At 75.3% G+C, this 25,307-nt stretch carries 21 protein-coding genes; 16 read left to right on the top strand and 5 right to left on the bottom strand.

Annotation, left to right across the window (positions count from 1 at the left end):
* Positions 1-14 precede the first annotated feature (14 nt).
* Positions 15-878 (top strand): MaoC/PaaZ C-terminal domain-containing protein, encoded by an 864-nt coding sequence (locus tag SH587_RS03465; protein WP_320669168.1) that lies wholly within the window; start codon positions 15-17, stop codon positions 876-878.
* Positions 879-956: 78 nt separating this feature from the next.
* Positions 957-1,847 (top strand): SDR family oxidoreductase, encoded by an 891-nt coding sequence (locus SH587_RS03470; RefSeq protein WP_320669169.1) that lies wholly within the window; start codon positions 957-959, stop codon positions 1,845-1,847.
* Between the two features lie 48 nt (positions 1,848-1,895).
* Here SH587_RS03470 and SH587_RS03475 read toward each other — a convergent pair whose 3' ends face one another.
* A complete protein-coding gene (locus SH587_RS03475) occupies positions 1,896-2,564 on the bottom strand; it encodes a TetR/AcrR family transcriptional regulator (RefSeq protein WP_320669170.1) in 669 nt (222 codons plus the stop codon).
* A gap of 204 nt (positions 2,565-2,768) precedes the next feature.
* Between SH587_RS03475 and SH587_RS03480 the strand changes: the two genes are divergently transcribed.
* The 7 genes from SH587_RS03480 to SH587_RS03510 are packed head-to-tail and all read left to right on the top strand — an operon-like array spanning position 2,769 to position 12,592.
* On the top strand, positions 2,769-4,289 hold the full coding sequence (locus SH587_RS03480) for a class I adenylate-forming enzyme family protein (protein WP_320669171.1): 1,521 nt from the start codon (positions 2,769-2,771) through the stop codon (positions 4,287-4,289).
* A 10-nt stretch (positions 4,290-4,299) separates the two neighbouring features.
* A complete protein-coding gene (locus SH587_RS03485; protein ID WP_320669172.1) occupies positions 4,300-5,685 on the top strand; it encodes an MlaD family protein in 1,386 nt (461 codons plus the stop codon).
* Complete coding sequence (locus SH587_RS03490; RefSeq protein ID WP_320669173.1) at positions 5,682-6,980, top strand: MlaD family protein; 1,299 nt, start codon at positions 5,682-5,684, stop codon at positions 6,978-6,980. The genes SH587_RS03485 and SH587_RS03490 overlap by 4 nt, the downstream gene beginning before the upstream one ends.
* Positions 6,977-8,347 carry an MlaD family protein gene (locus SH587_RS03495; RefSeq protein WP_320669174.1) on the top strand — a complete coding sequence of 457 codons (1,371 nt, stop codon included), beginning with the start codon at positions 6,977-6,979 and terminating at the stop codon, positions 8,345-8,347. The genes SH587_RS03490 and SH587_RS03495 overlap by 4 nt, the downstream gene beginning before the upstream one ends.
* On the top strand, positions 8,344-9,891 hold the full coding sequence (locus SH587_RS03500) for an MlaD family protein (protein WP_320669175.1): 1,548 nt from the start codon (positions 8,344-8,346) through the stop codon (positions 9,889-9,891). Before SH587_RS03495 ends, SH587_RS03500 begins: the two co-directional genes overlap by 4 nt.
* Positions 9,888-11,156 (top strand): MlaD family protein, encoded by a 1,269-nt coding sequence (locus tag SH587_RS03505; RefSeq protein WP_320669176.1) that lies wholly within the window; start codon positions 9,888-9,890, stop codon positions 11,154-11,156. The genes SH587_RS03500 and SH587_RS03505 overlap by 4 nt, the downstream gene beginning before the upstream one ends.
* Positions 11,153-12,592, top strand: coding sequence for an MlaD family protein (locus SH587_RS03510; RefSeq protein WP_320669177.1), 1,440 nt, complete (start codon positions 11,153-11,155; stop codon positions 12,590-12,592). Before SH587_RS03505 ends, SH587_RS03510 begins: the two co-directional genes overlap by 4 nt.
* A 9-nt stretch (positions 12,593-12,601) precedes the next feature.
* Here the strand turns inward: SH587_RS03510 and dcd are convergent, their stop codons facing one another.
* On the bottom strand, positions 12,602-13,183 hold the full coding sequence (gene dcd, locus SH587_RS03515; RefSeq protein WP_320669178.1) for a dCTP deaminase: 582 nt from the start codon (positions 13,181-13,183) through the stop codon (positions 12,602-12,604).
* 275 nt (positions 13,184-13,458) lie between these two features.
* Between dcd and SH587_RS03520 the strand changes: the two genes are divergently transcribed.
* From SH587_RS03520 to SH587_RS03545, 6 genes are read left to right on the top strand one after another with little or no spacing between them, the layout of a single operon-like run.
* The gene (locus tag SH587_RS03520; RefSeq protein ID WP_320669179.1) at positions 13,459-14,820 is read left to right on the top strand and encodes an MlaD family protein; all 1,362 of its coding nucleotides are present in this window, start codon (positions 13,459-13,461) and stop codon (positions 14,818-14,820) included.
* Entirely contained in the window at positions 14,817-16,253 is a 1,437-nt protein-coding gene (locus tag SH587_RS03525; RefSeq protein ID WP_320669180.1) for an MlaD family protein, read from the top strand. The genes SH587_RS03520 and SH587_RS03525 overlap by 4 nt, the downstream gene beginning before the upstream one ends.
* A complete protein-coding gene (locus tag SH587_RS03530; protein ID WP_320669181.1) occupies positions 16,250-17,632 on the top strand; it encodes an MlaD family protein in 1,383 nt (460 codons plus the stop codon). The genes SH587_RS03525 and SH587_RS03530 overlap by 4 nt, the downstream gene beginning before the upstream one ends.
* Positions 17,629-19,269 carry an MlaD family protein gene (locus SH587_RS03535; protein WP_320669182.1) on the top strand — a complete coding sequence of 547 codons (1,641 nt, stop codon included), beginning with the start codon at positions 17,629-17,631 and terminating at the stop codon, positions 19,267-19,269. Before SH587_RS03530 ends, SH587_RS03535 begins: the two co-directional genes overlap by 4 nt.
* On the top strand, positions 19,266-20,537 hold the full coding sequence (locus tag SH587_RS03540; RefSeq protein ID WP_320669183.1) for an MlaD family protein: 1,272 nt from the start codon (positions 19,266-19,268) through the stop codon (positions 20,535-20,537). Before SH587_RS03535 ends, SH587_RS03540 begins: the two co-directional genes overlap by 4 nt.
* Positions 20,534-21,994, top strand: a complete 1,461-nt coding sequence (locus tag SH587_RS03545; RefSeq protein ID WP_320669184.1) for an MlaD family protein — start codon at positions 20,534-20,536, stop codon at positions 21,992-21,994. The genes SH587_RS03540 and SH587_RS03545 overlap by 4 nt, the downstream gene beginning before the upstream one ends.
* Positions 21,995-22,112: 118 nt before the next feature.
* Here the strand turns inward: SH587_RS03545 and SH587_RS03550 are convergent, their stop codons facing one another.
* The 3 genes from SH587_RS03550 to SH587_RS03560 form a co-directional block, all read right to left on the bottom strand.
* Positions 22,113-23,069, bottom strand: coding sequence for a PfkB family carbohydrate kinase (locus SH587_RS03550; RefSeq protein ID WP_320669185.1), 957 nt, complete (start codon positions 23,067-23,069; stop codon positions 22,113-22,115).
* A gap of 66 nt (positions 23,070-23,135) precedes the next feature.
* Positions 23,136-23,624: a PaaI family thioesterase gene (locus SH587_RS03555; RefSeq protein WP_320669186.1), complete on the bottom strand. Its 489-nt coding sequence runs from the start codon at positions 23,622-23,624 to the stop codon at positions 23,136-23,138.
* On the bottom strand, positions 23,621-24,634 hold the full coding sequence (locus SH587_RS03560; protein WP_320669187.1) for a BtrH N-terminal domain-containing protein: 1,014 nt from the start codon (positions 24,632-24,634) through the stop codon (positions 23,621-23,623). Before SH587_RS03560 ends, SH587_RS03555 begins: the two co-directional genes overlap by 4 nt.
* A gap of 58 nt (positions 24,635-24,692) precedes the next feature.
* On the opposite strand from SH587_RS03560, the gene SH587_RS03565 reads away from it, so the two are divergent.
* Positions 24,693-25,304, top strand: a complete 612-nt coding sequence (locus SH587_RS03565) for a TetR/AcrR family transcriptional regulator (RefSeq protein WP_320669188.1) — start codon at positions 24,693-24,695, stop codon at positions 25,302-25,304.
* Positions 25,305-25,307: the final 3 nt, after the last annotated feature.

Consider the following 25,307-nt stretch of genomic DNA (forward strand, 5'->3'; position numbering starts at 1 on the left):
ACGGAGCTGCCGCGATGTCGACGCAGGTCGAGCAGTTCAACGCCGAGGGCCTCGACGTCTGGACCGAGGAGAAGCGGTTCGAGGTCACCCGCGAGCGCCTGATCGAGTACGCGAAGGCGACCAACGACCCGATCCCGGCGCACCTGGCCGGCGACGTCGCGAGCCCCGTGTTCGCGGTGGTGCCGGTCTTCGAGGCGCTGACCGAGCCGGCGCTCGAGGTCGTCCCGCTGAGCACCTTCGGGCGGGTCGTCCACGGCGAGCAGGACTTCCTCTTCCACCGGCCGATCGTGCCGGGGGAGACGCTCGTCTCGCGGGCCAAGATGACGGGCTACGAGGCGCTGCCCAACGGCACCCGCGGCACGGTCTACCTGGAGACGCGGGACGAGGCCGGCGAGCTGGTCAACGAGCAGTACGTGACGCTCTTCCTGCGCGGAGTCGACGCGGGGGAGACGGCCGGGGTGCTCGGTCCGACGCACCCGTTCGACGACGCGCTGCGCGAGCAGCCGCCGGTGGCGGAGGTCGACCAGCACGTCGACGACGACCAGACGTTCCGCTACGGGCCGGCCGCCGGCGACCCGATGCCGATCCACCTCGACGAGGAGGTCGCGCGCGACTCCGGGCTGCCGGGGATCATCGCCCACGGCCTCTGCACGATGGCCTTCACCTCGTGGGCCGTCCTGACCGAGCTGGCGGACTCGGACGTCGGCCGGCTGAAGCGGCTCGCGGTCCGGTTCTCGAAGCCGGTGCTGCCGGGGCAGGACCTGCGGACCCGGATCTGGCGCGCCGGATCGGCCGACGGCGTGACCACCTACCGCTACGAGACCAGCGTCGGCGACGACCTGGTGGTCCGCGCGGGGCTGGCCGAGATCGCGGACTGAGCCCACCGGGCCGCCCCGCCCGCCGGCGCCGCCGGCGGGCGGGTTCCGCACACCGAACCTGACAGGAGCACGAAGGACATGGGAGCACTCGACGGCCGCGTGGCGGTCATCACCGGCGCGGGCCGCGGCATCGGCCGTGAGCACGCGCTGCTGTTCGCCCGCGAGGGCGCCAGCGTCGTGGTCAACGACCTCGGCGGGGCCAACGACGGCTCGGGCAGCGACGCCGGCCCGGCCCAGGAGGTGGCGAACGAGATCGTCGCCGCCGGCGGGCGGGCGGTCGCCAACACCGACGACATCGCCAGCTGGGACGGGGCCAAGGGCCTGATCGACCAGGCCGTGCGCGAGTTCGGCGGCCTCGACATCGTGGTCAACAACGCCGGGATCCTGCGCGACGGCTTCGTCGCGTCGCTCGGCGAGGCGGAGTGGGACGCGGTGATCGCGGTCCACCTGAAGGGGCACTTCGCGGTCCTCCGCCACGCTGCCGAGTACTGGAAGGCCCAGTCGAAGGCGGGCAACCAGCCGAACGCCTCGGTGATCAACACCGCCTCGGCCTCGGGCACGACGATGCCCAACGCCGGCCAGGCGAACTACGGCGCGGCGAAGGCGGGGATCGCGGCGATGACGCTGGTCGCCGCCGACGAGCTGGAGCGCTACGGGGTGCGGGTCAACGCGATCGCCCCGATCGCCCGCACCCGGCTGACGCTGGCGACTCCGGGGATGGGCGCGATCTTCGCCCAGGAGGTCGAGGAGGGCGAGCACGACCTGTTCGCGCCCGAGAACATCTCGCCGCTGGTGGCCTACCTGGCGACCGCCGACTCGACCGTCACCGGCAAGGTCTTCGCGGTCCAGGGCGGATCGATCCAGGAGCTGGTCGGCTGGCAGGTCGCGAAGGAGATCGAGACCGACGGTCCCTGGGCGATCGACGACATCGCCGCCCGGCTGCCGGTCGCGGAGCCGGTCGCCGGTTGATTCGTCGGCGTCGCCGCCGGGCCCGGGGAGGCCCGGCGGCGCCGCCGGCTAGGGCAGCGCGCCGGAGACGAGGTCGACCAGCAGCGGCCGGAAGGTCGTCCAGCGGTGGACCCGGCGGTCGTGGTCGCGCGGCTCGAAGGCCTGCGCCAGCGCCAGGCCGCGGATCGCGCTGACGGCCAGGTCCAGCCGCTCGATCGCCGCGGGGGCGACCTGCTCGTCGCTCAGCAGCTCGCTGAAGAGCGCCCGCAGCGTCACCCGCAGCCGGCGGTCGAAGGGCACCAGCCGGTCGTGGAGGTCGCGGTCGTGGGCCGCGGCGACCCAGATCTCGACGGTCGCCCGGAAGAGGTCGCTGGCGAAGTCCTCGATCACCAGGTCGACGACCGCGGCGGCCCGGCCGTCGCCGGTCGGCAGCCGCCGGGCGCGGTGGCGGAGGTCGGCCGCGCGACGGTCGCCGAGCCGCTCGACCGCCTCGACGATCAGGTCCAGGCGGTGGGGGAAGTGGTGGGTCTGGGCCCCGCGGGTGACGCCGGCCCGCTCGGCCACGCGGCGGCCGGTGGTCGCCGCGTAGCCCTCCTCGACGAGGCAGGCGATCGTCGCGTCGAGCAGCTTGCCGCGGGTCTCGGCGCTGCGCTCCTCCTGCGTCCGGCGGCCGCGCTGGCGGCGGCCGTTCGGCTCGACGGCGGTCGCGGGCAGGGGGTCGTCGGTGCGGGTGGCCACGACGCGAATTCTGTCATATGCGAACCATGCCGTTCGTAATTGTCATCGCCGAATCCCTGTGGCAGAGGGAATCGGTTTGCGGCGACGTCGATCTATGACAAAAACAAACCAGCGTGAACGTATGTTAGTCTGCCGCCCCGCGGTCGAGCCGACCGCGGGGGAGACGCGGGCGGCGCCGCCGTCCGGAGGAGAGCAGGAGGAGCAATGCCGACGATCCCGGGAACGCTGCGGGCGGCCGCGGGCCGCACGCCGGAGCGCGACGCGCTGCGCTGCGGCGAGCGCGTCCGCCGCTACCGCGAGCTGGACGCCGACGTCGACCGCGCGGTCGCGGTGCTGCAGGCGCGGGGGGTGACGAAGGGCGACCGCGTCGGCCTGATGGCCCCGAACTCCGACGGCTTCGTGGTCGCCTTCTACGCCGCGCTGCGGGCGGGGGCGATCGTGGTCCCGATCAACCCGGCGCTGGCCCGCCCGGAGCTGGTCCACGTGCTCCGCGACGCCGGCGCCCGGGCGGTGGTGACCGCGCCCGAGACCGCCGACGGGGTCGCGGCGGCGATCGCCGAGCTGGAGGCGCCGGTCGCGACGCTGGCGCTCGGGACCGTCGCCGGGCTGCCCGACCTGCTGAGCGCCGACGCCGGTCCGCCGACCGCGGTCGCGCTGGCCGAGGACGACGACGCGCTGATCCTCTACACCTCGGGCACCACCGGCCTGCCGAAGGGGGTCCTGATGGACCACCACCGGCTGATCTGGGTCGGCGTCGGCGCGATCGCCCTCGGCGAGCTGCGCGACGGCGACCGGCTGCTGCACGTGGCGCCGCTCTACCACGCCGCCCAGCTGGCGCTGATGCTGATCAGCGGCACGATGGTCTGCGCCACCCACGTGGTGCTGCCCGGGTTCGACCCGCCGCGGGTGCTCGACGCGCTCGAGCGTCACCGGATCACGTCGTTCTTCGGCGTGCCGACGATGTTCGAGCTGCTGCTGCGCCAGCCCGACCTCGGCGACCGCGACCTGAGCGCGATGCGGATGGCGATGTTCGGCGCGGCGCCGATGCCGGGCGCGACCGTCGAGCGGCTGCTGTCCGCGCTGCCGGGCATGCGGCTGCTGCAGTTCTGCGGCCAGACCGAGGCCGGCCCCGGCGGGATCTACTCGACCTTCGACGACGTCCGCGCGCGGCCCGAGGCGAGCGGTCGCTGGCCGCTGCTGAACGGCGAGGCGCGGGTGGTCGACGGCGACGGCCACGAGGTCGAGGACGGCGGCGTCGGCGAGCTGCTGCTGCGCGGCGAGACGGTGATGAAGGGCTACTGGCGCAACCCCGAGGCGACCGCCGAGACGATCCGCGACGGCTGGCTCCACACCGGCGACCTGGCGCGCCGCGACGCCGACGGCTTCGTGACGCTGGTCGACCGGCTGAAGGACATGGTCATCACCGGCGGCCGCAACGTCTACTCGCTCGAGGTCGAGAACGCGATCGCCGCCCACCCCGACGTGGCCGAGTGCGCGGTCGTCGGGCGGCCGCACGAGACCTACGGCGAGAGCATCGTGGCGGTCGTCGGGCTGCGGCCCGGCGCCAGCCTCGACCTCGACGGGCTGCGGGCCTTCTGCGGCGAGCGGATCGCCGGCTACAAGCTGCCGCACGCGCTGGTGGTCGGGGCGATCCCCCGCAACGCGTCGGGCAAGGTCCTCAAGCGCGAGCTGAGGGCCTGCGTCGCCGAGACCGCCGTCCGCTGAGCGACCGCCCGTGCCGGCCCCGCACAGCCCCGTCGCCCGCCTGCTGGCGGCGCTCGCGGTCGTCGCCGTCGCGGTGGCGGCGACCGTGGTGCTACGCGGCGGCGGGCCGGCCTACCGGGTGGCGGTCGAGCTGACCGACGCCGGCCAGCTGGTCAAGGGCAACCTGGTGAAGGTCGGCGGCGCGACCGTCGGGCTGGTGCGGTCGATCCGGCTCTCCGACCGCGGACGGGCGATCGTCGAGCTGGAGATCGACGCCGACGGGCTGGCGCCGCTCCACCGCGGGACCCGCGCGATCGTCCGCAACGCCTCGCTGTCGAGCGTCGCCGGCCGCTACGTCTCGCTCGAACCGGGCCGCAACGACGCCCCGGAGCTGCCGAGCGGGTCGACGATCGCCGCCGTCGACACCCGCTCGGCGACCGACATCGACATCGTCCTCAACCTGCTCGACCAGCGCGGGCGCGACGCGTTGCGGAGCCTGATCCGCGGCGGAGCGGCCGCGCTCGACGGCCAGCAGGCGGCGCTGGCGGCGACGCTCGAGCGGCTGGCCCCGGCGCTCGGCCGCTTCCGGATCGTCAGCGACGGGCTGGCCGCCGACCAGCGGGCGTTCTCGCGGCTGCTGGCCGGGACCGCGGGGACGGCGGCGGCGCTGGCCGACGGCCGCGCCGACCTGCGGGCGGGGGTCCGGGCGACGGCGGCGACGGTCGACGCGGTCGCCGCCCGCCGGACCGCGCTGCGGCGGACGGTCGCGCGGGCGCCGACCACGATCGCCCGCGCCCGCACCACGCTGCGCCGGACCCGCGCGCTGCTGGCCGACGCCCGGCCGCTGCTGCGCGAGACGGCGCCGGTCGCCCCGCGGCTGGCGCGGACGCTGCGGGTGACGCGGCCGCTGGTGGCCCGCGCGCGGCCGCTGCTGGAGGACGTGCGGGCGACGCTGCCGCTGCTCGACGACGCGCTGCGGGTGCTGCCGGGCCTGCGCGACCAGGCGCTGCCGGCGCTGCGCGAGACGGCCCCGGGGCTGCGCGAGCTGCGGCCGATCGTGGCCGAGGCGCGGCCCTACGTGCCCGACCTGCTGGCCGGCTCGCCGATCGGCTACGCCGGCCGGATCGCCGGCTACTACGACGGCAACGGCCACATCGCCCGGGTCCAGGCGCTGGTCAACGCCTCGGCGCTGCCGGCCGGCCTGCGCGAGCTGCTGCCGGCGCTGACCGACGGCCTGGCGCCGGCGCTGGGGGCGGGCCTGAACACGTTCCAGCGCGGCCTCGGCCGCCGCTGCCCCGGCGCCGGCGTGCGGCCGCTGGCCGACGGCTCGAACCCGTGGCCGGCCGGGCTCGCCGGCGGCTGCGACCCCCGCCAGGTGCTGCCGGCCGCGGACGGATCGCCGGGAGGCAGACGGTGACCCTGGCGTCGTGCCGCGGACGGGCGGGAGCGCTCGCGCTGGCGGCGACGGCGGCCCTGGCCCTGGTCGGCTGCGGGGGCCAGGGCGCCGCCGAGGACCGGATCGACGCGCTCTTCGACAACGCCGCCTTCGTCGGCGCCGGCCAGGAGGTGCGGATCGCCGGCGCACGGGCGGGGACGGTGACCACGGTGACCCTGACCCGCGACCGGCGGGCGCGGGTGGCGATGGCGGTCGAGCCGCGGTTCGCGCCCTTCCGGGTCGACGCCAGCTGCACGATCGAGCCGCAGTCGCTGATCGGCGAGAAGTTCGTGGCCTGCGATCCCGGCACGCCCGGCGGTCGCGCGCTGCTCGGCCGCGACGGCCGCCCGGCCACGATCCCGCTGGCCCAGAACGAGAGCCCGGTCGACCTCGACGCGGTGGTGGCGATGCTCGGCAAGCCGGTCGACGTCCGCGTCCAGCTGCTGCTGAACGAGCTCGGGGCCGGCACCGCCGCCCGCGGACCGGACCTGTCGGCCGCGATCCGGCGGGCCGTGCCGGCGCTCGGCTACGCCCGCATCACCCTCGACCGGCTGCGGGCCGACCGGGCCTCGATCGGGCGGATGATCGCGGCCAGCGACGCGATCGTCGGCACCCTCGACCGCCGTCGCGGCCAGCTCGCCGCGACCTTCGACGATGGCGCCGAGCTGCTGCGGGCGACCAGCGACCGGCGGGCCGAGCTGGACCGTGGCCTGGCCGCGCTGCCGCCGGCCCTGCGGGCGCTCGCCCCGGCGCTCGACGACCTGACCGCCGTCGCCCGCGACGCCCGGCCGACGCTCGCCTCGCTGCGGCGGGCCGCGCCGGACGTCCGACGGCTGGCCGCCGACGTCGCCCCGGTCGCGCGGCTGGCGCGGCCGGCGCTGCGACGGCTGGCGACGACCGCGCGGCGGGCGCTGCCGATCCTGCGCCGCGCCACGCCGCAGGTGGCGCGGCTGCGGCAGGCGGTCCAGGCCCTCGCTCCCGGCGTGCCGCTGGCCGCCGCGCTCGGCCGCAGCCTCGAGGCCAACGACGTGCCCGAGTTCGCCGCCCGCTTCCTCTTCTACGGCGCGATGGCCGGCGCCCGCTTCGACGAGGTCTCCCACTACCTGCCCGCGCACGTGACCCTGACTCCCTGCGTGCTGCCGGCCCAGCAGGAGGTCGAGGGCTGCTCCGCCCGGCTCGACCGCGGCCCCGCCACCGGCGACGCGACCCGTGCCCGCTGGAACCGGTCGCTGCGCGCCGCGCCGCCCTCGTTCGGCCGCGCCGGGGGCCGCCGGTGACCCGCCGCCGCAGCTCGCTGGCCGGCTCGCCGGTCCTGATCGGCGCCGCGACGGTGCTGATCGCGCTGATCGCGTCGCTGCTGGCCTACAACGCCAACTCGGGGCTGCCGTTCGTCGAGACCTACGACCTCCAGGCACGGGTCCGCGACGCCGACCGGCTGACCACCGGGTCGGACGTGCGGATCGGCGGCAAGCGGGTCGGCCAGGTCCAGGCCGTCGTGCCGGTCGCGCCCGACCGCGGCCGGCCCTACGCCCGGATCGGCCTGCAGCTGGACCGCGCGGTCGCCGAGCTGCCGGTCGACAGCCGGATCGTGATCCGCCCGCGCGGCGTGATCGGCTCGAAGTACGTCGAGCTGGTGCCCGGCCACGCCCGCCGGCGGATCGCGGCCGGGGGCACGATCCCCGTCGCCCAGACCGCCGGCAGCGTCGACCTGGACGAGCTGACCTCGACCTTCGACCGCCGCACCCGCGCCAGCTTCCGCGGCCTGACGACGGCGCTCGCCGACGGCGTCGCCGGCCGCGGGATCGGGCTCAACGAGGCGCTGTCGCGGATGCCGGCGCTGACCCGCCACGCCACCGTCGTGCTGCGGACGCTGGCCGATCCGGCCACCGACCTGCCCGGCCTGCTGCGCCACGGCGACCGGCTGACCGCGGCGATCGTGCCCGTCGTCGGCGACCTCGGCCCGCTGATCGGGGCGCTGCGGACGACGGTCGCCGCGCTGGCGGCCGAGCGGCCGGCCCTGGAGGCGACGCTGGAGCGGCTGCCGCCGACGCTGGTCGAGGCCCGCACGACCGCGGTCGCGATCCGGCCGCTGCTGCGCGACGCCCGCGCGCTGCTGCGCGAGCTGCGGCCGGGCGTCGCCGCCGCCCCGCGAACCGCCCGCAGCCTCCACCGGGCGCTGGTCGCCAGCCGCCCGGTGCTGCGGCGGACGCCGGCCCTGGCCCGCGACCTCGACCGCGCCCAGTCGGCGCTCGACCGGCTGCTGGCGCGGCCGGCGACCGCCCCGGCGCTGGGCGCGCTGACCCGCGGCGGCGACGCGCTGACCTCGGTCCTGCGCGAGGTCACGCCGCTCCAGACCCGCTGCAACTACCTGGGGCTGTTCCTGCGCAACGCGTCGAGCACCTTCGGCGACGGCGACGTGAACGGCAACTGGTACAACCTCTCGCCGGTCGTCGACCTGCCGTACTTCCTGCGCAACGAGCGGGTCCCCGAGGGGATGCAGTTCCGCAGCTACGTCGACTACGAGCGCGACGGCTGCGCGGTCGGCAGCGAGCGCTGGCGGCCGGGCACCCGGATCGGCGATCGTCCCGCCACCCGGGTCGAGCGGTTGTCCGCCACCCGCTACGGCGACGAGGGGGGACGGTGACCGGCCGCCGCCGCTCCGCCGCCCGCGCGACCACCGCCGAGCGGGTCCGCTCCCACGTCCGCTGGGGCGCCGCCGTCGTGCTGCTGGCGCTGCTGGCCGGCTACGTGATCTTCCAGGGCCCGCTGCCGGGATCGTCCCCGCGCGAGCTGCGGGTGCTGACCCGCGACGCCGGATCGCTGCGGGTCGGGCGGGCGATCATGGCCCGCGTCGCGGGGGTCAACGTCGGCTACATCGCGGCGATCGAGCCGCGCGGCGCCGACGGCACGACCGAGATCACCGTCCGCCTGGACGACGACGCGCCGGTGATCCGCCGCGACGCGACGGTCGAGATTCGCCCGCGGCTGTTCCTGGAGGGCAACTTCTTCCTCGACATCGCCCCCGGGACGCCGGGCGCGCCGCCGCTCGGCGACGGCGCCTTGCCGGCCTCGGCGACGACGATCCACGTCGCCAGCGACGAGCTCTTCCGGCCCTTCGACCGTGCCACCCGCGAGCGGATCCGGACCGGCCTGAGCGGCCTCGGCGGAACCTTCGCGGACGGCGGCGCCGCCCGCTTCGGCCGGCTGCTGCGGGCGCTGCCCGCGCCGTTCGCGCGCGGGACGGTGGTCGCCGACGCGTTCAGCGGCGGCGACCCCTCCGAGCTGCGGGCGCTGGTCCGCCGGGCCGGCGCGGTGCTCGACACGACGGCTCGCCACGAGGCCGGCCTGCGGGCGGCGCTGCGCGGCGGCCGCCGGACCTTCGCCGCGCTCGCCGCCGAGGCCCCCGGGCTGCGCGAGACCCTGACCGAGCTCGACCGGCTGACCGCGGCCGCGCCCGCCGACCTGGCCCGGATCGACCGTGCGGTGCCGGGCGCGCGGGCGCTGATCGGCGACGCGCGACCGCTCGTCCGGCGGCTGCCGCGGACGCTCGACCGGGCCGAGCCGGCGCTGGCCGCGCTGCTGGCCACGATCCGCGGCGGCCGCCTGCAGGCGCTGCTGGCCGCGTTGCGTCCGACGCTGGCGACCACCACCGCCGCGGCGCCCCAGCTCGGCGCCGACCTGGCGGCGCTGACGCCGATCGCCCGCTGCGTCCGGGGACCGGTGCTGGGGATGCTGAACCAGCGGCTCGAGGACGGCCGCTTCACCAGCGGGATGCCGTACTACCGCGAGTTCCTGGCCGGGCTGCCGGGCGGGACCTCGGCCGCCAGCCTCTTCGACGGCGCCGGCGGCTACACCAACCTGCTGGCCGGTCTCGGCGGGCAGCTGCTGACCGCCGGCAGCGGCGACGGCCGCCCCTCGCTGGCCGTCGGCGGCGGCGGATCGAGCCCGCCGCGGCCGGCCCAGGCCCCGCCGATGCGGACCGACGTCGCCTGCGACCAGCAGCGGACGCCGGTGCTGCGGGCGCGCGCGGTCCCGCTCCGGGGGACGGTCCGGACGGCGACCGTCGACCCGGCCGCGGTCCGGCGGGCGCTGCGGGCGCCGGCCCGCGGCGAGGACGACGTCGCCGCGCGGCTGCGGCGGACGCTGCGCGACCTGCTCGGCGCGACCGACGGGGAGGCCGGGCGATGAACCGCACCTGGCGCTCGATCCGCCAGCACTGGTGGGCCTCGGCGGTGATCGCCCTGATGGTGGTGCTGGCCGCCGTCGGCGGTGGCTACATCCTGGTCCAGCAGCGGCTGCCGCTGCCGTGGGACGACGTCTACGCGATCGAGGTCGAGCTGCCGTCGGCCCAGGCGCTGACCCCCGGCCAGGGCCAGCTGGTGCTCGTCTCCGGGGTGCCGGTGGGGGAGATCTCCGACGTCCGGCTCGACGACGGGCGGGCGGTCGTGACGATGCGGATCGAGCGCGCCAAGCTCGCCACCGTCCACCGCGACGCGCGGGTCAGCGTGCGGCCGCGGACCGGGCTCCAGGACATGAACCTGGAGCTGGACCCGGGCGATCCGCGGCGGCCGGCGCTGGCCGACGGCGCCCGGCTGCCGGCCGCCCAGGCGACCCCGCAGGTGCAGTTGGACGAGGTCCTCTCGTCGCTCGACAGCGACGCGCGGGCCGCCTTCCAGCAGCTGGTCGACGCGACCGCCGGCGGGCTCGGCCGCGACCCGGCCGCGCTCCGCGAGCTGATCGGCCTCGGCACGCCGGTCGCCCACGGCGCCGACCGGATCCTGGCCGAGATGGAGGGCCGGCGACGCGAGCTGCGGTCGCTGGTCGGCGCGCTGCGGCGGCTCGCGACCGCGGTCGCCGCCCGCGACCGGGCACTGGGGGCGACGATCGACCGCGCGGCCACCACCCTGACCACGATCGGCGGCCGCGACGGCGACCTGCGGGCGACGCTGCGGCTGCTGCCGGGCACGCTCGGCCGGGCCCGCACGGCGCTGGCCGGGGCCGGCGCGCTGGCCGACGAGCTGCGGCCGGCGTCGCGGGCGCTGCGGCCCGTCGTCCGCGACCTGCGGGCCGCGCTGCCGGCGCTCGATCCGCTGCTGGCCGACCTGCCCGGGCAGCTGCGGCCCGTGCGCCGGGCCGCGCGGCTGGCGCTGCCGCCGCTGGCCGACCTGCGGGCGACGGTCGACCGGCTGCGGCCGGTGCTGGGCGACCTCGGCGACGTGCTCGGGGTGACGCAGCGGCTGGCGAACCTGCTCGCCTACAACCCGCCCGGGTCGGAGGAGGGCTTCCTCTTCTGGTTCGCCTGGACCTTCCACAACGTCGGGTCGGCCTTCTCGACCCAGGACGCCAACCGGACGATCAACCGCGGCCAGGTGATCGTCAGCTGCAACAGCCTCGCCGGCGAGCCGCTGCGGCCGGTCGTCGAGCTGCTCCAGGGACTGGGGGTCTGCCGATGAGCAAGCGGCGTCCGCACGGGGCCTCGATCGCGCTGATGGTGGCCTTCGCGCTCTCCTCGTTCGGTCTGCTGCTGTTCCTCTGGTCGAGCTTCGGCGGTCCGGTGCCGCTGCGGCCGAAGCCCTACGAGGTCCAGGTGGCGTTCCGCCAGGGAGCGCAGCTGGCCAGCTACGCCGACGTCCGGATCAGCGGCGTGACGGTCGGCAAGGCGACCCGGATCGTCCGCGACGGCGGGGCGGCCGACGTGACGCTGGCGATCGAGCCCGAGTTCGCGCCGCTGCCGCGCGACGTGCGGGCGACGCTGCGGACGAAGACGCTGCTGGGGGAGACCTTCGTCGCGCTCTCGTTCGGGTCGCGGCGGCGGGCCGGCGCGACGATCGCCGACGGCGGACGGATCCCCGCGCGGCAGGTCGACGCGACGGTCGAGATCGACCAGATCCTCGGCGTCTTCGACCGCACCACCCGCCGCGACCTGCGGCGGCTGCTGCGGGCCGGGGCCGCCGGCAGCGCCGGTCGCGGCCCGGCCCTCAACCGCGCGCTCGGCGAGCTGCCCGCCGCGACGGCGTCGACCACCGGGATCCTGCGCCAGCTCGACCGCCAGCGCGGCGACCTGCGCGGTGGGATCGCCGACCTCAGCCGCACCTTCGCCGCCCTCGGCGACGAGGACGGCGCGGTCCGGCGGCTGATCGTCGGCGGCCGGCGGGTGCTGGAGGCGACCGCCGCCAGCGCCGCGCCGCTGCGCCGCACCGCCCGCGCGATGCCGGGCCTGCTCGACGACGCCCGCGCGACGCTGCGGACGGCGCGCGCGACCGCCGCCGACGCCGCCCCGACGCTGCGCGCGCTGCGGCCGGTGACGCCGCTGATCCGGCCGACGCTCGACGACCTGCACGCGATCGCCCCGCGGCTGGAGCGGCTGCTGCGGCGGCTGCGGCCGACGCTGGCGCTGGCTCCCGGCGGCCTGCGGGCGCTGCGGGCGATCGCCGACGAGGGCGGTCCGGCGGTCGACGCGCTGCTGCCGGTGCTGACCGACGCGGTGCCGGTCGCCCAGTACCTGGACCTCTACCGCCGCGAGCTGTTCGTCAACTTCTTCAACCTCGCCAGCGCGACCGGGGCGACGACGGAGAACGCCAAGGGCGGGCGCTCCCACTACCTGCGGGTCTACGTCCCGCTCAACTCCGAGTCGATCGCCGCCGCCACCCGCGTCAACCCCGACAGCCGCGTCAACGCCTACCCGCTGCCGGGCACGCTGGAGGACCAGGCCCGCGGCGGCTACGCGGCGTCGACCTGCGACAACGTCGCGAACCCCGCGCCGCTGTTCGCGCTGCCCGACGTCCAGGGCGGACCGCCCTGCCGGGTCCAGGGACCGCTCGCCTTCCGCGGGCGCAGCGAGCGGTTCCCGCGCCTGCAGCCGGAGCCGACCGGCCTGCGCGGGCGCTGAGCCCGCCCGTCAGCGGCGGCGGCTGGCGGCCGGACCGCCCTCGTAACGGCTCTCGGTCGCCTCGATCTGGCCGTGGTAGTGGCTGCCCAGGTCGGGATGGCCGTAGGGCAGCTCGGCCGGGCGGTCGAGCGTCATGATCGACAGCTGGGCGATCGGGAGCCCGGGGCGGAGCAGGATCGGCACCCGCGTCAGGTTGGCCAGCTCGAGGGTCAGCGTGCCCTTCCAGCCCGGGTCGCAGAAGCCGGCCGTCGCGTGGACGATCAGGCCCAGGCGGCCGAGCGAGCTCTTGCCCTCGATCCGGGCGACGAGGTCGTCAGCCAGCTCGACCCACTCCTCGGTCCGGCCGAGGACGAACTCGCCGGGGTGGATCACGAACGGCTCGTCGTCGTCGACCACGACCTGCTCGGTCAGGTTCTCCGGCGGGTCGGCCAGGTCGATCGAGGTCACGCGGTGGTTGTGGAAGACGCGGAACGAACGTCCGAGCCGCAGATCGACCGAGGCCGGCTGCACCATGTCGTCGCTCCACGGGCTGATCTTCAGGCGCTCGTCGACGATCAGCTGGCGGATCGACGCATCCGACATGACGGGCATGGCGAAAGCCTAGTTGGTCGCTCCGAGTGTGCGCCGTAGACGCAGCGGACGTCCCCGGCCGCCGCCCGCGAACGACGTAACCAAAGCTCAACCGATGGCCCGGAAACCGCGTCCCACGCGGCCAGCGGCCGTACCGCGGGTCGGAAATCGCGCCGCAAGCGCTCGTCCGCCCTCTGGTACCGGCTTGCGTGACATCCCTCCGCGATCGTAGGATGCCGCGCCGAGGAGAGCGAACAGTGGCGGCCGGTGTCCGTCGTTCGCTCGTTGGGGTTTCTGTGGGAGCGCAAATCACCCGGATCGTCGTCGCTGCCGCCGTGGTCATCGCCGCGGCGATCGTTGCCGTGGTCGTCCTGACCGGCGGCAGCTCGTACGCGGTCGTGGCCCAGTTCCAGGACGCCGGCCAGCTGGTCAAGGGCAACCTGGTGAAGGTCGGCGGCGCCACCATCGGCACCGTCGGCGACGTCCGGCTGGGCGACAACGGCCAGGCCGAGATCGTCCTCGACATCAAGGACGACCAGTTCCAGCCGCTCCACAAGGGCACCCGCGCCGTCCTCCGCAACAGCTCGCTGTCGAGCGTCGCCGGCCGCGTCGTGGTCCTCGAGCCGGGGCCGAACAGCGCTCCGGAGCTGAAGGACGACGACGTCATCCCCGCGATCGACACCCGCTCGGCGACCGACGTCGACCAGGTGCTGAACGCGATCGACAGCAAGGGCCGCCAGTACCTGCAGGACGTGGTCCACGGCGGCGCGACCGCCTTCGTCGGCTCCGAGGCCGCCACCAACCAGCTGCTCGAGCGGCTCTCGCCGGCGCTCGGCCAGACCCGCCTGACGCTGGAGGAGCTGACCAGCGACGAACCGGCACTGCAGCGGCTGATCTCCAGCAGTGCCGCCGTCTCCTCGGTCTTCGCCTCCAGCCGCGACGACCTCGAGCAGGGCCTGGTGGCCGCGGCCGCGACGCTGCGCGCGACCGCCGACGAGCGCGAGGCGCTGCGGCGGACGATCGAGCGCGGCCCCGACTTCCTGCGCCGCGCCAACTCGACCTTCGTGAACAGCCGGACGCTGCTGAACGAGGCCCGGCCGCTGCTGCGCGAGACCCGCCCGCTGGCGCCGAAGCTGGCGACGACGCTGCGGATCATGCGCCCGCTGGCGGCCGAGACGAAGCCGCTGCTGCGCGACGTCCGCCGCAGCATCCCCGACCTCTCCGACGTCCTCCGCCGGACGCCGAAGCTGGCCGACCAGACCGTGCCCTCGATCACCGAGCTGACCCGCGCGCTGGTCGGGGCGAAGCCGATCGTCTCCGAGCTGCGGCCCTACGCGCCGGACATCGTCACCGGCCTCTCGACGAGCTTCGGCGGCAAGTCCGCCGGCTACTACGACGCCAACGGCCACTACGGCCGGATCGGCCTGACGCTCGACGGCGAGTCGCTGCCCGAGCTGCTGCGGCCGCTGCTCGGCGGGCTCGTCGACACCCTGGCCCCGCTGCTCGGCTCCGGCCTCAGCGCGGTCCAGACCCACGTCGTCAACCGCTGCCCCGGCTCGGCCGCGCTGCCGGCGACCGACGGCTCCAACCCGTGGCGCGCCGGCTTCTCCGGAACCTGCGACCCGAAGCAGATCAACCCGCTCGGGGGGACCCCGTGATCGCTCGCCGGGTCGTGATGGTGGCGGCGACGGTCGCGCTGGTGCCCGCCCTGAGCGCCTGCGGCGGCTCGAGCGGCGGCAGCGGCGAGAGCGTCCGGATCGACGCGATCTTCGACAACGCCTCGTTCGTCGGCAAGGGCCAGGACGTGCGCGTCGCCGGCGCCAACGTCGGCAAGGTCTCGGACGTCACCCTGACCCGCGACCGTCGCGCGCGGATCTCGATGAACGTCGACCGCAAGTTCACCCCCTTCCGGGCGAACGCGACCTGCACGATCCTGCCGCAGTCGCTGATCGGCGAGAAGTTCGTCGAGTGCGACCCCGGCCGCCCCGACCAGCCGCAGCTGGAGAAGGGCGACCAGCCGGCGCCGACGATCCCGCTCGACAACAACTCGAGCCCGGTCGACCTGGACCTGGTCGTGGCGATGCTGGGCCAGCCGACCAACGTCCGCTTCCAGCTCCTGACCAACGAGTTCGGCGCCGGCCTGGCCGCCCGCGGCCCCGACCTCTCGGCCGCGATCCGGCGCGCCAACCCGACGCTCAAGTACGCCCGCCAGACGCTCGACGTGCTCGGCGCCGACAAGGCCGCGCTCGGGCGCGTGATCGAGGCGACCGACGAGATCCTCGGCGAGCTGGACCGCCGCAAGGACGACCTGGCCGGCACCTTCGAGGCCAGCGCCCAGGTGCTGAAGGTCTCCTCCGACTACCGCGAGGCGCTCGACCGCGCGCTGCGCGAGCTGCCGCCGACCCTCCGCGACCTGCGCCCGGCACTGCAGTCGCTGCGCGACCTGACCCGCGACGCGACGCCGACGCTGGCCTCGCTGCGCCGCGCCTCGCCGTCGCTGCGGCAGCTGGCCGGCGACCTCAAGCCGCTCTCGGACGCGGCCCGGCCGGCGCTCCGCAGCCTGGCCCGCGCGGCCCGGGTCGGTGTGCCGGTCCTGCGCCGCGCGACCCCGCAGCTGGAGCGGCTGCGGGCCGCGGTCGCGTCGCTGGCGCCGATCACGCCGCTGGCCGCCGACCTCAACCGCAGCCTCAGCGACAACGGCGTGCCGGAGCTGCTGGTCCAGTTCGTCTTCAACACGGCGATGGCGACCGCCCGCTTCGACAACGTCTCGCACATCCTGCCCGCGCACGTGAACCTGGGCGGCACCTGCCTGACGATCAGCTCGACGCCGGCCGCGGACTGCTCGGCGAAGTTCAGCGACGAGGGCAAGACCCCCGCCGCCACCAGCCACGCGACCAACCGGCTGTCGAGCACGCCGCCGAGCGCGAGCGCGCGGACGGCCCAGCGGCCCGCGGCGGCGAACCGCGCCCGCGGCACCACGACCGACCGGGCGAGGACCCGCGACGCGCGTCCGCCGGCCGGCCGCGCGACCGGCGGTCGTGACACCAGCGCGGCCGAGCAGGCCGCCGCGGCGGCGGGGGCGGGTCGATGAACCGGCGGCGGACCTCCCTGGCCGGCAGCCCGGTCCTGGTCGGCGCGGCGACGGTGCTGATCGCGCTGGTCGCGATCCTGCTGTCCTACAACGCCAACTCCGGCCTGCCGTTCATCCAGACCTACGACATCACGGCGCGGGTCGCGGACGCGAAGAAGCTGACCACCGGCGTCGACGTCCGGATCGGCGGCAAGCGCGTCGGCCAGATCAACGGCATCCGCGCCGAGGCGACCAAGGACCACCGCAGCTTCTACGCCGAGCTCGACCTGAAGCTCGACCAGACCGTCGCCGAGCTGCCCGTGGACACCACGCTGCGGATCCGGCCGAAGAGCGTGATCGGCGCCAAGTACGTCGAGCTGGTCCCCGGAACCAGCCGCAAGACGATCCCGATCGGCGGCGTGATCCAGGAGGACCACACCAGCGCCTCGGTCGACCTCGACGAGGTCACCGGGCTCTTCGACGCCGGCCTCCGGCAGTCGTTCCGCAGCGTGATCAAGGAGGCGTCGAACGGCGTCGCCGGCCGCGGGGCGGAGTTCAACCAGGCGCTGGCGGTGCTGCCGGACGTGCTCGACGAGGCGACCCGCCTGCTGCGGACCGTCTCCGATCCCCGCACCGACCTCGGCGGCCTGATCCGCGGCGCCGACGCCACCACCCAGGCGGTGCTGCCGGTCACCAGCGACCTCGGCCGCCTGATCACCGGCGCCCGCGTGACCTTCGAGGCGCTGGCCGCCGAGAGCCCGTCGCTGGGCCTGATCCTGCAGCGCACGCCCGGCACCCTGACCGAGGCCCGCCGTGCCTCGCGCGAGCTGACGCCGTTCCTGCGCGACGCCGCGCTGCTGGCCCGCGAGCTGCGCCCCGGCACCGAGCAGCTGCCGGCCACGATCAAGGCCCTGCACGGGGTCACCGTCCACGGCGTCCCGGTCCTGAAGCGGGCCCCGGTGCTCGGCCAGGAGCTGCGCAAGACGCTGACGACGCTCGACAAGAACCTGCAGCAGCCGTCGACCACCGCCAGCCTGGTGATGCTGAAGCCGATCGCCGAGAACCTGCTGCCGACCCTCCAGACGGTCGTGCCGTCGCAGGTCCGCTGCAACTACGCCGGCCTCTTCGCCCGCAACGCCGGCAGCGTGGTCGGCGAGGGCGATCGCAACGGCAACTGGTTCCGCCTGATCCTGCTGCTCTCGTTCCCGCAGATGCTGGGCAAGGCCTCGACCCCCGAGTCGGAGCTGCACTACAACATCTACCCGGACTCCGACAAGGGCACCTGCGAGATCGGCAACGAGCGCTACCTGCCCGGCCGCCACCTGGGCCCGGTCGGCGGCGCGCCGACCACCAACCCGAAGACGTCGGCCCCGGCCGGCGCCGCGAAGGGGCCCCGATGAGCCGCCGCGGACGCAAGCCGGTCCACCAGCAGACCGTCGGCCAGGTCGTGCGGTCGAACGTCCGCTGGGGCCTGCTGACGGTGCTCTTCGCGGTCGCCGTGGTCTACCTGGTCTTCGGCGGCCCGCTGCCCGGCGGTGGCTCGCGCGAGCTGCACGTCGTCACCCGCGACGCCGGCGCGCTCCGCGTCGGCCCGGCGACCAAGGTCCGGATCGGCGGCGTCGACGTCGGCAGCGTCAGCGACATCAAGGCCGTCGACGGCAAGCCCGGCCTGTCGGAGATCACCGTCGAGCTGAAGGACGACGCGCCGGTGATCCGCCGCGACGCGACGATCAAGATCCGGCCGCGGCTGTTCCTCGAGGGCAACTTCTTCCTCGACATCAACCCCGGCACGCCGGCGGCGCCGCCGCTCGGCGACAACGTGATCCCGCCGGCGGCGACCACGATCCACGTCGCCTTCGACGAGGTCTTCAGCGCCTTCGACGGCAACGCCCGCGACAACTTCAAGAAGGCCCTCAAGGGCTTCGGCCAGTCGCTCGACAGCGGCGGCGGCGAGGCGCTGGGCGAGTTGATCCGCGCCAGCCCGCCGGCCTTCGGCGACCTGGCCGTGGTCAACCAGGCGCTGCGCGGCGCGCGGCCCGGCGACCTGCGACGGCTGATCCGCTCGACCGGCGGCCTGATGCAGGTCCTGGAGCAGCACGAGGCCGGCCTCCGCGGCACGCTCCGCGACGGCCGCCGCACCTTCCAGACCTTCGCCGCCAGCCAGGGCGACCTGCGGGCGACCTTCGCCGAGCTCGACCGGACCACCGCCCGCGCGATGCCGGCGCTGGCCAAGCTCAACGCGGTGATCCCCGAGGCCCGCGCGCTGGTCCGCGACGCCCGGCCGCTGGTCCGGCGGCTGCCGGCCACGCTCGACCTGGCCAACCCGGCGCTCAACTCGCTGCTCTCGCTGGCCCGCTCCGGCAAGGTCCAGGGCCTGCTGGCCGAGCTGCGGCCGACGCTGCGGACCCTGAGCGCGACCGCCGACCCGCTCGGCACGGTGATGGACAACCTGCGCCCGGTCTCGGTCTGCCTCTGGAAGAACGCGCTGCCGGTGCTCAACGCCCGCGTGCCGGACGGGGCGCTCTCGACCAACATGCCGGTCTACCGCGAGCTGGTCTCGTCGCTGATCGGGCTCGCCTCGTCGACCTCGAACTTCGACGCCAACGGCCCGTGGACCCGCTACATCGTCGGCTTCGGCAACCAGCTGCTGTCGTTCGGCGGCGGCTCCCGCGACCTCCAGGCGCGCGCCGACCAGCCGGTGGTCGGGTCGAGCCCGACGCCGACCTCGCCGCCGCCCTTCCGCGGCGACGTCCCCTGCGAGACGCAGGAGGTCCCGAGCCTCCGCGCGAAGCCGCACGCCTACGTCGGCAAGCAGGTCGACGACCCGGTCGACCGCGGCAAGCTGGCCGACGCGACCGAGAACCTGCTGCGGAGCGCGAAGACGATGACCCCGGGCAAGGCGCAGCAGCTGCAGCGCCAGCTCGAGTCGATGCTCGGCCAGCCGGGTGACGGCGCGGCCGACGGCAGCGGGACCGGCAGCGCCGGCGCCGACCAGCAGCAGGCCGCCAACGCCGCGGCCCAGGGGGTCGGGCGATGAAGACGATCAAGATGGCGCTCCGCCAGTACTGGTGGGCGGTCGCGGTGATCGTCGTGGCGATGGTCGCGTCGCTGGTCGTCGCCGCCTACCTGCTGGACAAGCAGCGGCTGCCGCTGCCGTGGGACAACGTCTACGAGGTCAAGGCCGACTTCGCCTCCGGCCAGGCGGTCACGCCGGGCCAGGGCCAGGCGGTCGCGGTCGCCGGCGTCACCGTCGGCGAGATCAGCGACGTCCAGCTGAAGAACGGCCGCGCGGTCGTGACGCTGCGGATCGAGCGCGACAAGCTGCCGAGCGTCCAGCGCGACGCGACGGTGATGCTGCGTCCGCGGACCGGCCTGCAGGACATGACGATCGAGCTCGACCCGGGCAGCGAGAAGGCCGGCAAGCTGCGCGACGGTGAGCTGCTCGCCCAGCAGCGGGCGATCTCGCAGGTCCAGCTCGACGAGGCGCTGGCCTCGCTCGACTCCGACTCGCGGGCCTACTTCCAGCAGCTGCTCGACGCCGGCGCGAAGGGCTTCGACGGCAACGCCAAGGTCCTCCGCGAGCTGCTGCGGGTCGGCACCCCGACCGCCAAGCAGACCCACGCCGTGCTGAGCGTGATCGCCGAGCGGCGGACCGCGCTGAAGGGCGTGATCACCCGTCTGCGGCGACTCTCCGACGCGCTCGTCGACCACGACCAGGCGGTCGGCGCGACCCTCGACCGGGCCGCGACGACGCTCAACACCTTCGCCGGCCGCGACCGCGAGCTGCGGCAGGCGCTGGCGCTCTTCCCGAGCACGCTGCGCCTGACCGGCGACACGCTCGACGACGCCGGCCGCTTCGCCGACGAGCTGGGGCCGACCTCGAAGGCGCTGCGTCCCGCGATCCGCGACACGACCAAGGCGCTGCCGAACATCGAGCCGCTGCTGCGCGAGCTGCCGGGCGACCTCAAGCCGGTGCGGACGCTGGCGACCGAGGGCCTGCCCGCGATCCGCAGCCTGCGGAGCACGGTCGAGGCGCTGCAGCCGCAGCTGAAGGACCTGGACGACAGCGCCAAGGTGCTCCAGCACGTGGTCAACGTGCTCGGCTACGACGCGCCGGGCGCGCCGAAGCCGTACTCGTACTACCTGGCCTGGTTCGCCCACAACGCGAACTCGATCTTCTCCACGCAGGACGCGCACGGCGTCGGCTGGCGCGGCCAGCTGATCCTCAGCTGCAGCTCGTTCTCGTCCGACCACGCCTTGGCGCCGATCGCGGATCTCCTCAACGGACTGGGGCTCTGCAAGTGAACAAGCAGGGACCGACCTTCGGGCAGATCGTCGTGATGGTGGCGTTCGCGCTCTCCTGCTTCGGCCTGCTGCTGTTCCTCTGGACCAGCTTCGGCGGACCGGTGCCGGTGCGGCCGAAGGCCTATCAGGTGAGCACCGAGTTCCAGAGCGGCTCGCAGCTGGCCAGCTACGCCGACGTGCGCGTCAGCGGCGTGACCGTCGGCAAGGTCGTGAAGATCGAGAAGCGCGCCGGCTCGGCCAAGGTCACGATGCAGATCGAGCCGAAGTTCGCGCCGCTGCCGACCGACACCCGGGCGACGCTGCGGACGAAGACGCTGCTCGGCGAGACCTTCGTCGACCTCTCGTTCGGCTCGCGCCGGGCGGCCGCCCAGCGCAAGCCGGGGTCGTACGTCCAGGAGGGCGGCTCGCTGCCGGCCAGCCAGGTCCAGCCGACGGCCGAGCTCGACCAGATCCTCGACGCCTTCGACGACCGCACCCGCAAGGACCTGCGCGGCCTGCTGACCTCGCTGGCCAAGGGCCTCGACGGCCGCGGCCAGGACCTCAACGCCGCCAACGCCAGCTTCGGGCCGGCGCTCGAGGCGGCCGACAGCCTCTTCAGCCTGCTCAACCGGCAGTCGGCGGAGATCCAGTCCGGCACCCGCGACCTGGGGCAGACGTTCCAGGCGGTCGGGCGCCAGGCCGGCGCCGTCCAGGAGCTGACCCGCTCCGGCCGCGCGATCGTCGACACCACGTCGCAGATCACCGGCCCGCTGCGCGAGACCACGCGGATCCTGCCGACCTTCCTCGACGAGACCCGCAAGACGCTGGTCGTCGCGCGGGCCGCGGCCAAGGACGGCCGGCCGGCGCTGGCCGCGCTGCGGCCGGTGGCACCGCTGATCCGGCCGGCGCTCCAGGACCTCGCGGTCGTGGCGCCGCAGCTGGAGCGGACGCTGATCGAGATCCGGCCGGTGCTCTCGCAGGTCAAGACCGGGCTGCCGGCGCTGCGGCGGATCCTCGACACGACCGGGCCGTTGATGGACGTGCTCGACCCGATCACCCAGGACCTGCTGCCGGTCGCGCAGTACCTGAAGGCCTACCGGCGCGAGATCCCGGTCGTCTTCGCCAACAGCTCGGCGGCGACCCAATATCAGCCGCCGGACCTGCAGGGCAAGCCGCGCAGCGTGCTGCGCCAGACGCTGCCGATCAACGACGAGCTGCTGCTGGGCAACGGCAAGCCGCTCGGCACCAACCGCTCGAACGCCTACCCGCTGCCGGGCCAGCTGAGCCTGCACGGCACCGGCCGGGCCCCGTCCTTCACCTGCCGCAACGCCGGCAACGGCGGCGGGCTGCTGACCCTGCTGCTGGCCCCGACCGGCAACCAGCCGTGCGTCCAGCAGGGCCCGTACTCGCCCGAGGGCGGGACCAAGGGCCAGTACCCGCACATCCAGCTGATCAAGCCCACGCTGCCCGGCCGCTGAGCCGCATCGCGCGGCGATCCGCGCGGAGCGGGGGCGGTCGGGGGAGCGGCCCCGTCACGCCGTCGACGCCGCGACGGGCGAGGAGGCGCGCGGCGGACGGCCGCGCGCCGGACGGCGTCTAGCCGCGGAGCGGGACCCGGACGTCGTCGAAGCCGATGAGCGCGCCGAGCTTGTCGACCCGCTGCAGGAGGGCGTCGCCGGGCAGGTCGAGCAGCTTCTCGGCTCCGAAGCCCTCGACGTTGTGCGAGGCGGTCGCGGTGCCGTAGACGAGCGCCGCGGCGAGCACGTCGCGGTCGACGGTCAGCGCCGGGTCGGCCGCCAGTCGGGCCGCGACGTAGCCGGTGACGCCGCCGGCGAAGCTGTCGCCGGCGCCGGTCGGGTCGACGACGTCCTCGAGCGGGAAGACCGGGACGGTGAAGCCGCCGCCGTCGGCGGTGAACAGCTGGGCGCCGTAGCTGCCCTGCTTGGCGATGATCGCGCTGGGGGCCTGGTCCCAGCCGAAGATCGCGCGGGCGGCGCTGTAGGTGGTGCGGGCGCCGGTCAGCTGGCCCAGCTCCTCGTCGTTGAGGATCAGGCAGTCGACCTCGCCGATCGCCGCCACCAGGTCGTCGCGGGCGATGTCGATCCAGAGGTTCATCGAGTCGAGCGCGACCCACTTGGCCTTCGAGGCCTGGGCCCGGACCGCCCGCTGGATCGCCGGCACGATGTTGGCCAGGAAGAGCACGTCGGCGTCGGCGCTGGCGGCCGACAGCTTCGGCTCGAACGTCTCGAAGACGCCCAGCTCGGTGGTGATCGTGTCGCGGGTGTTGAGGTCCTCGTGGTAATGGCCCTTCCAGAAGAAGGTCTTGCCCCCGGCGACCCGCTCGACATCGTCGGTGTTCGTCCCGCGGGTGGCGAGCACGGCCATGTCGTCGTCGGAGTAGTCGTCGCCGACCGGGCCGACGACGCGGACGTCCGTGAAGAACGAGGCGGCCTGGGCGAAGTGGAAGGCGGCGCCGCCGAGCATGCGGTCGCGGCTGTCGGTGGGGGTCGATACGGCGTCGAACGCGATCGACCCAACGACGGTGACGGTCATGGTCGGCGACCCTAGCGAGCCGCGGACCGGCGAGGGGCGCCGGCCGGCCCGCGCCGATCGCCCGCGCTAGGGGGCGATCGGGGTCTCCGGCGCCTGCGGCCACCCCTCCCAGGCGTCCGGCAGCGGCTGGCCGCTGCGCCGGAAGTGCTCCAGATCGACCTCGAGGAAGAGCGCGCGGGCCTCGGCGATCGTGGTCTCGCCGTCGCGCAGCACGCCGTGGAGCTGGATCTTGCGGCCCTCGACGCCGCTGCTCCAGGCCTCCAGCCGCAGGTCGCGGTCGAGGAAGGCCGGGGCCCGGTAGTCGATGTTCAGGTTGGCCGTCACCGCCGGCCGCCGCAGCAGCATCAGCACGCTGCCGAGGGCGTCGTCGAGGACGGTCGCGACCGCCCCGCCGTGGGCGATCCCGGGCGCGCCCTCCTGGCGGCGGTCGAAGCGGACCTCGCCCCGGATCCGGTCGCCCTCGGCGCGGATCCGCAGGCCCATCCCGGCCGGGTTCTCGCTGCCGCAGCCGAGGCAGTGGGGGTGGTGCTCGAGCGAGCCGTCGGGACGGATCATGCGCAGGCCTCCAGGCCGTCGAGGGCTTCGACCTCGAGCCGGGCGACGGCGGCGAGCGGATCGACCCCGGCCGCGTGGTCGTCGGCCTCGGCGGCGACGGCGAGCGCGGCCCAGGCCTCGGCCAGCTGCCGGTAGCGGCGGCTAGCGGCGGCGACCGTCGGGTCGGTCAGCTGCTCGCCGGCCTGCTCCAGGAAGCCGGCCTGGAGCGAGCGGAACATCGCCCCGCCGGTGCCAGCCTTGACGATGAACGCCCACAGCGCCCGCAGCGCCTCCGGCAGCTGGTCGCCGAACCGCTGCGGCCAGCGGCCGTAGTCGTCGGCCAGCGCGGCGATCCCCTCGAGCCCGGTCCGGCCCGGCAACCCGGCCAGCGGCGGCCCGGCGCCGCGCATGTTGGCGACGGCGATCGCGGCGGCGGCGCGGACGGCGGGTCCGAGCGGCGGCAGCGCGGTCGGCCAGCCGTAGACGAAGGTGGTGTGCTCGGCGGGCCCGGGGAAGGCGTCCGAGCGGCGGGCGCGGGCCAGGCTCTCCAGCGAGCAGGGCTGCAGCTCGTCGCGGTCGTTGTCGGCGATCCAGGCGATCCCGGCCGCCTCGTCGTGGTCGACGACGACGATGTCGTGGCGGGTGTTGTGCATCCGCACCCGCAGGTACTCCAGGTGGCCGATGTCGGCCCAGATCATCGGCGGCCGGCCGGCGTCGACCTCGTCCCGCACCCAGGCCCAGCCGAGCGCCGGGTCGTCGGTCCGGCGGATGTCGAGCGTCGCGCCGAGCTGGGGCGCGATGTCGCGCTCGAGGTCGGCGGTGCGGCCGACCAGGTAGACCGGCGGCGCCGGGGCCGGGACCGCGTCCAGGTAGAGGAAGCCGAGCGCGCCCGAGAGACCGAAGACCAGCTCCTCGCTGACCGGGCCGTGGCCGTGGTCGAGGCCGTGGAACTCGAGCAGGTCGCGGATCGCGCCCGAGCCGCAGTGGCCCGCCCGCTGGTGGGCGAAGGAGCGGGGGGCGGCCAGGGTCATGCCGGGACCGTACAACATGTTTCCCCGATCGGTGAAAGGCTCGCCCTATGCTGAGCCGATGGTGGAGCGCACGGCCAGCGACCGGCGGGCGGAGAAGGCGGACCAGATCGTCGAGGCGTGCCTGCGCTGCCTGGCCCGCGACGGCTTCGCCGCGACCTCGATCGCCAGCGTCGCCCGCGAGGCGGGGGTCGACAAGCGGCTGGTCCTCTACTACCACGAGACCCGCGAGCAGCTGATCGAGCGGGTGGTGGCCCGGGTCGGCGATCGGCTGGTGGCGAGCGTCCAGGCGGCGACCGCGGGGATCGACGACCCGGAGCTGACCCTGCAGGTCGGCTTCGACCGCCTCTGGCGCAGCCTGACCACCGACCGCGCGCTGCTGGTGGCCTGGCTCGGCCTGCGGGCGGAGGCGATCACCGACCGCCGGCTGCGGGCCTCGGCCGGCTTCCTCGACGACCGCCTGCGCGACCTGGTGCTCGACGCCGGCCGCTCGGCCGAGGCCCGCGGCCTGCGGCTGCGGACCGCAGCCGGCCCGCTGACCGTCCTGATCGTGGCCGCCCTCCAGGGCCTGGTGCTGGAGTGGCTGGAGCACGGCGACACGCCCGACCTGCACGCGGCGATCGCCGACTTCCAGGCCTGGCTGGCCTCGCGGGCGGTGCCGGTCGCCGCCTGACCG

The organism is Patulibacter defluvii (assembly GCF_034096925.1).
Classification (GTDB): Bacteria; Actinomycetota; Thermoleophilia; order Solirubrobacterales; family Solirubrobacteraceae; genus Patulibacter; species Patulibacter defluvii.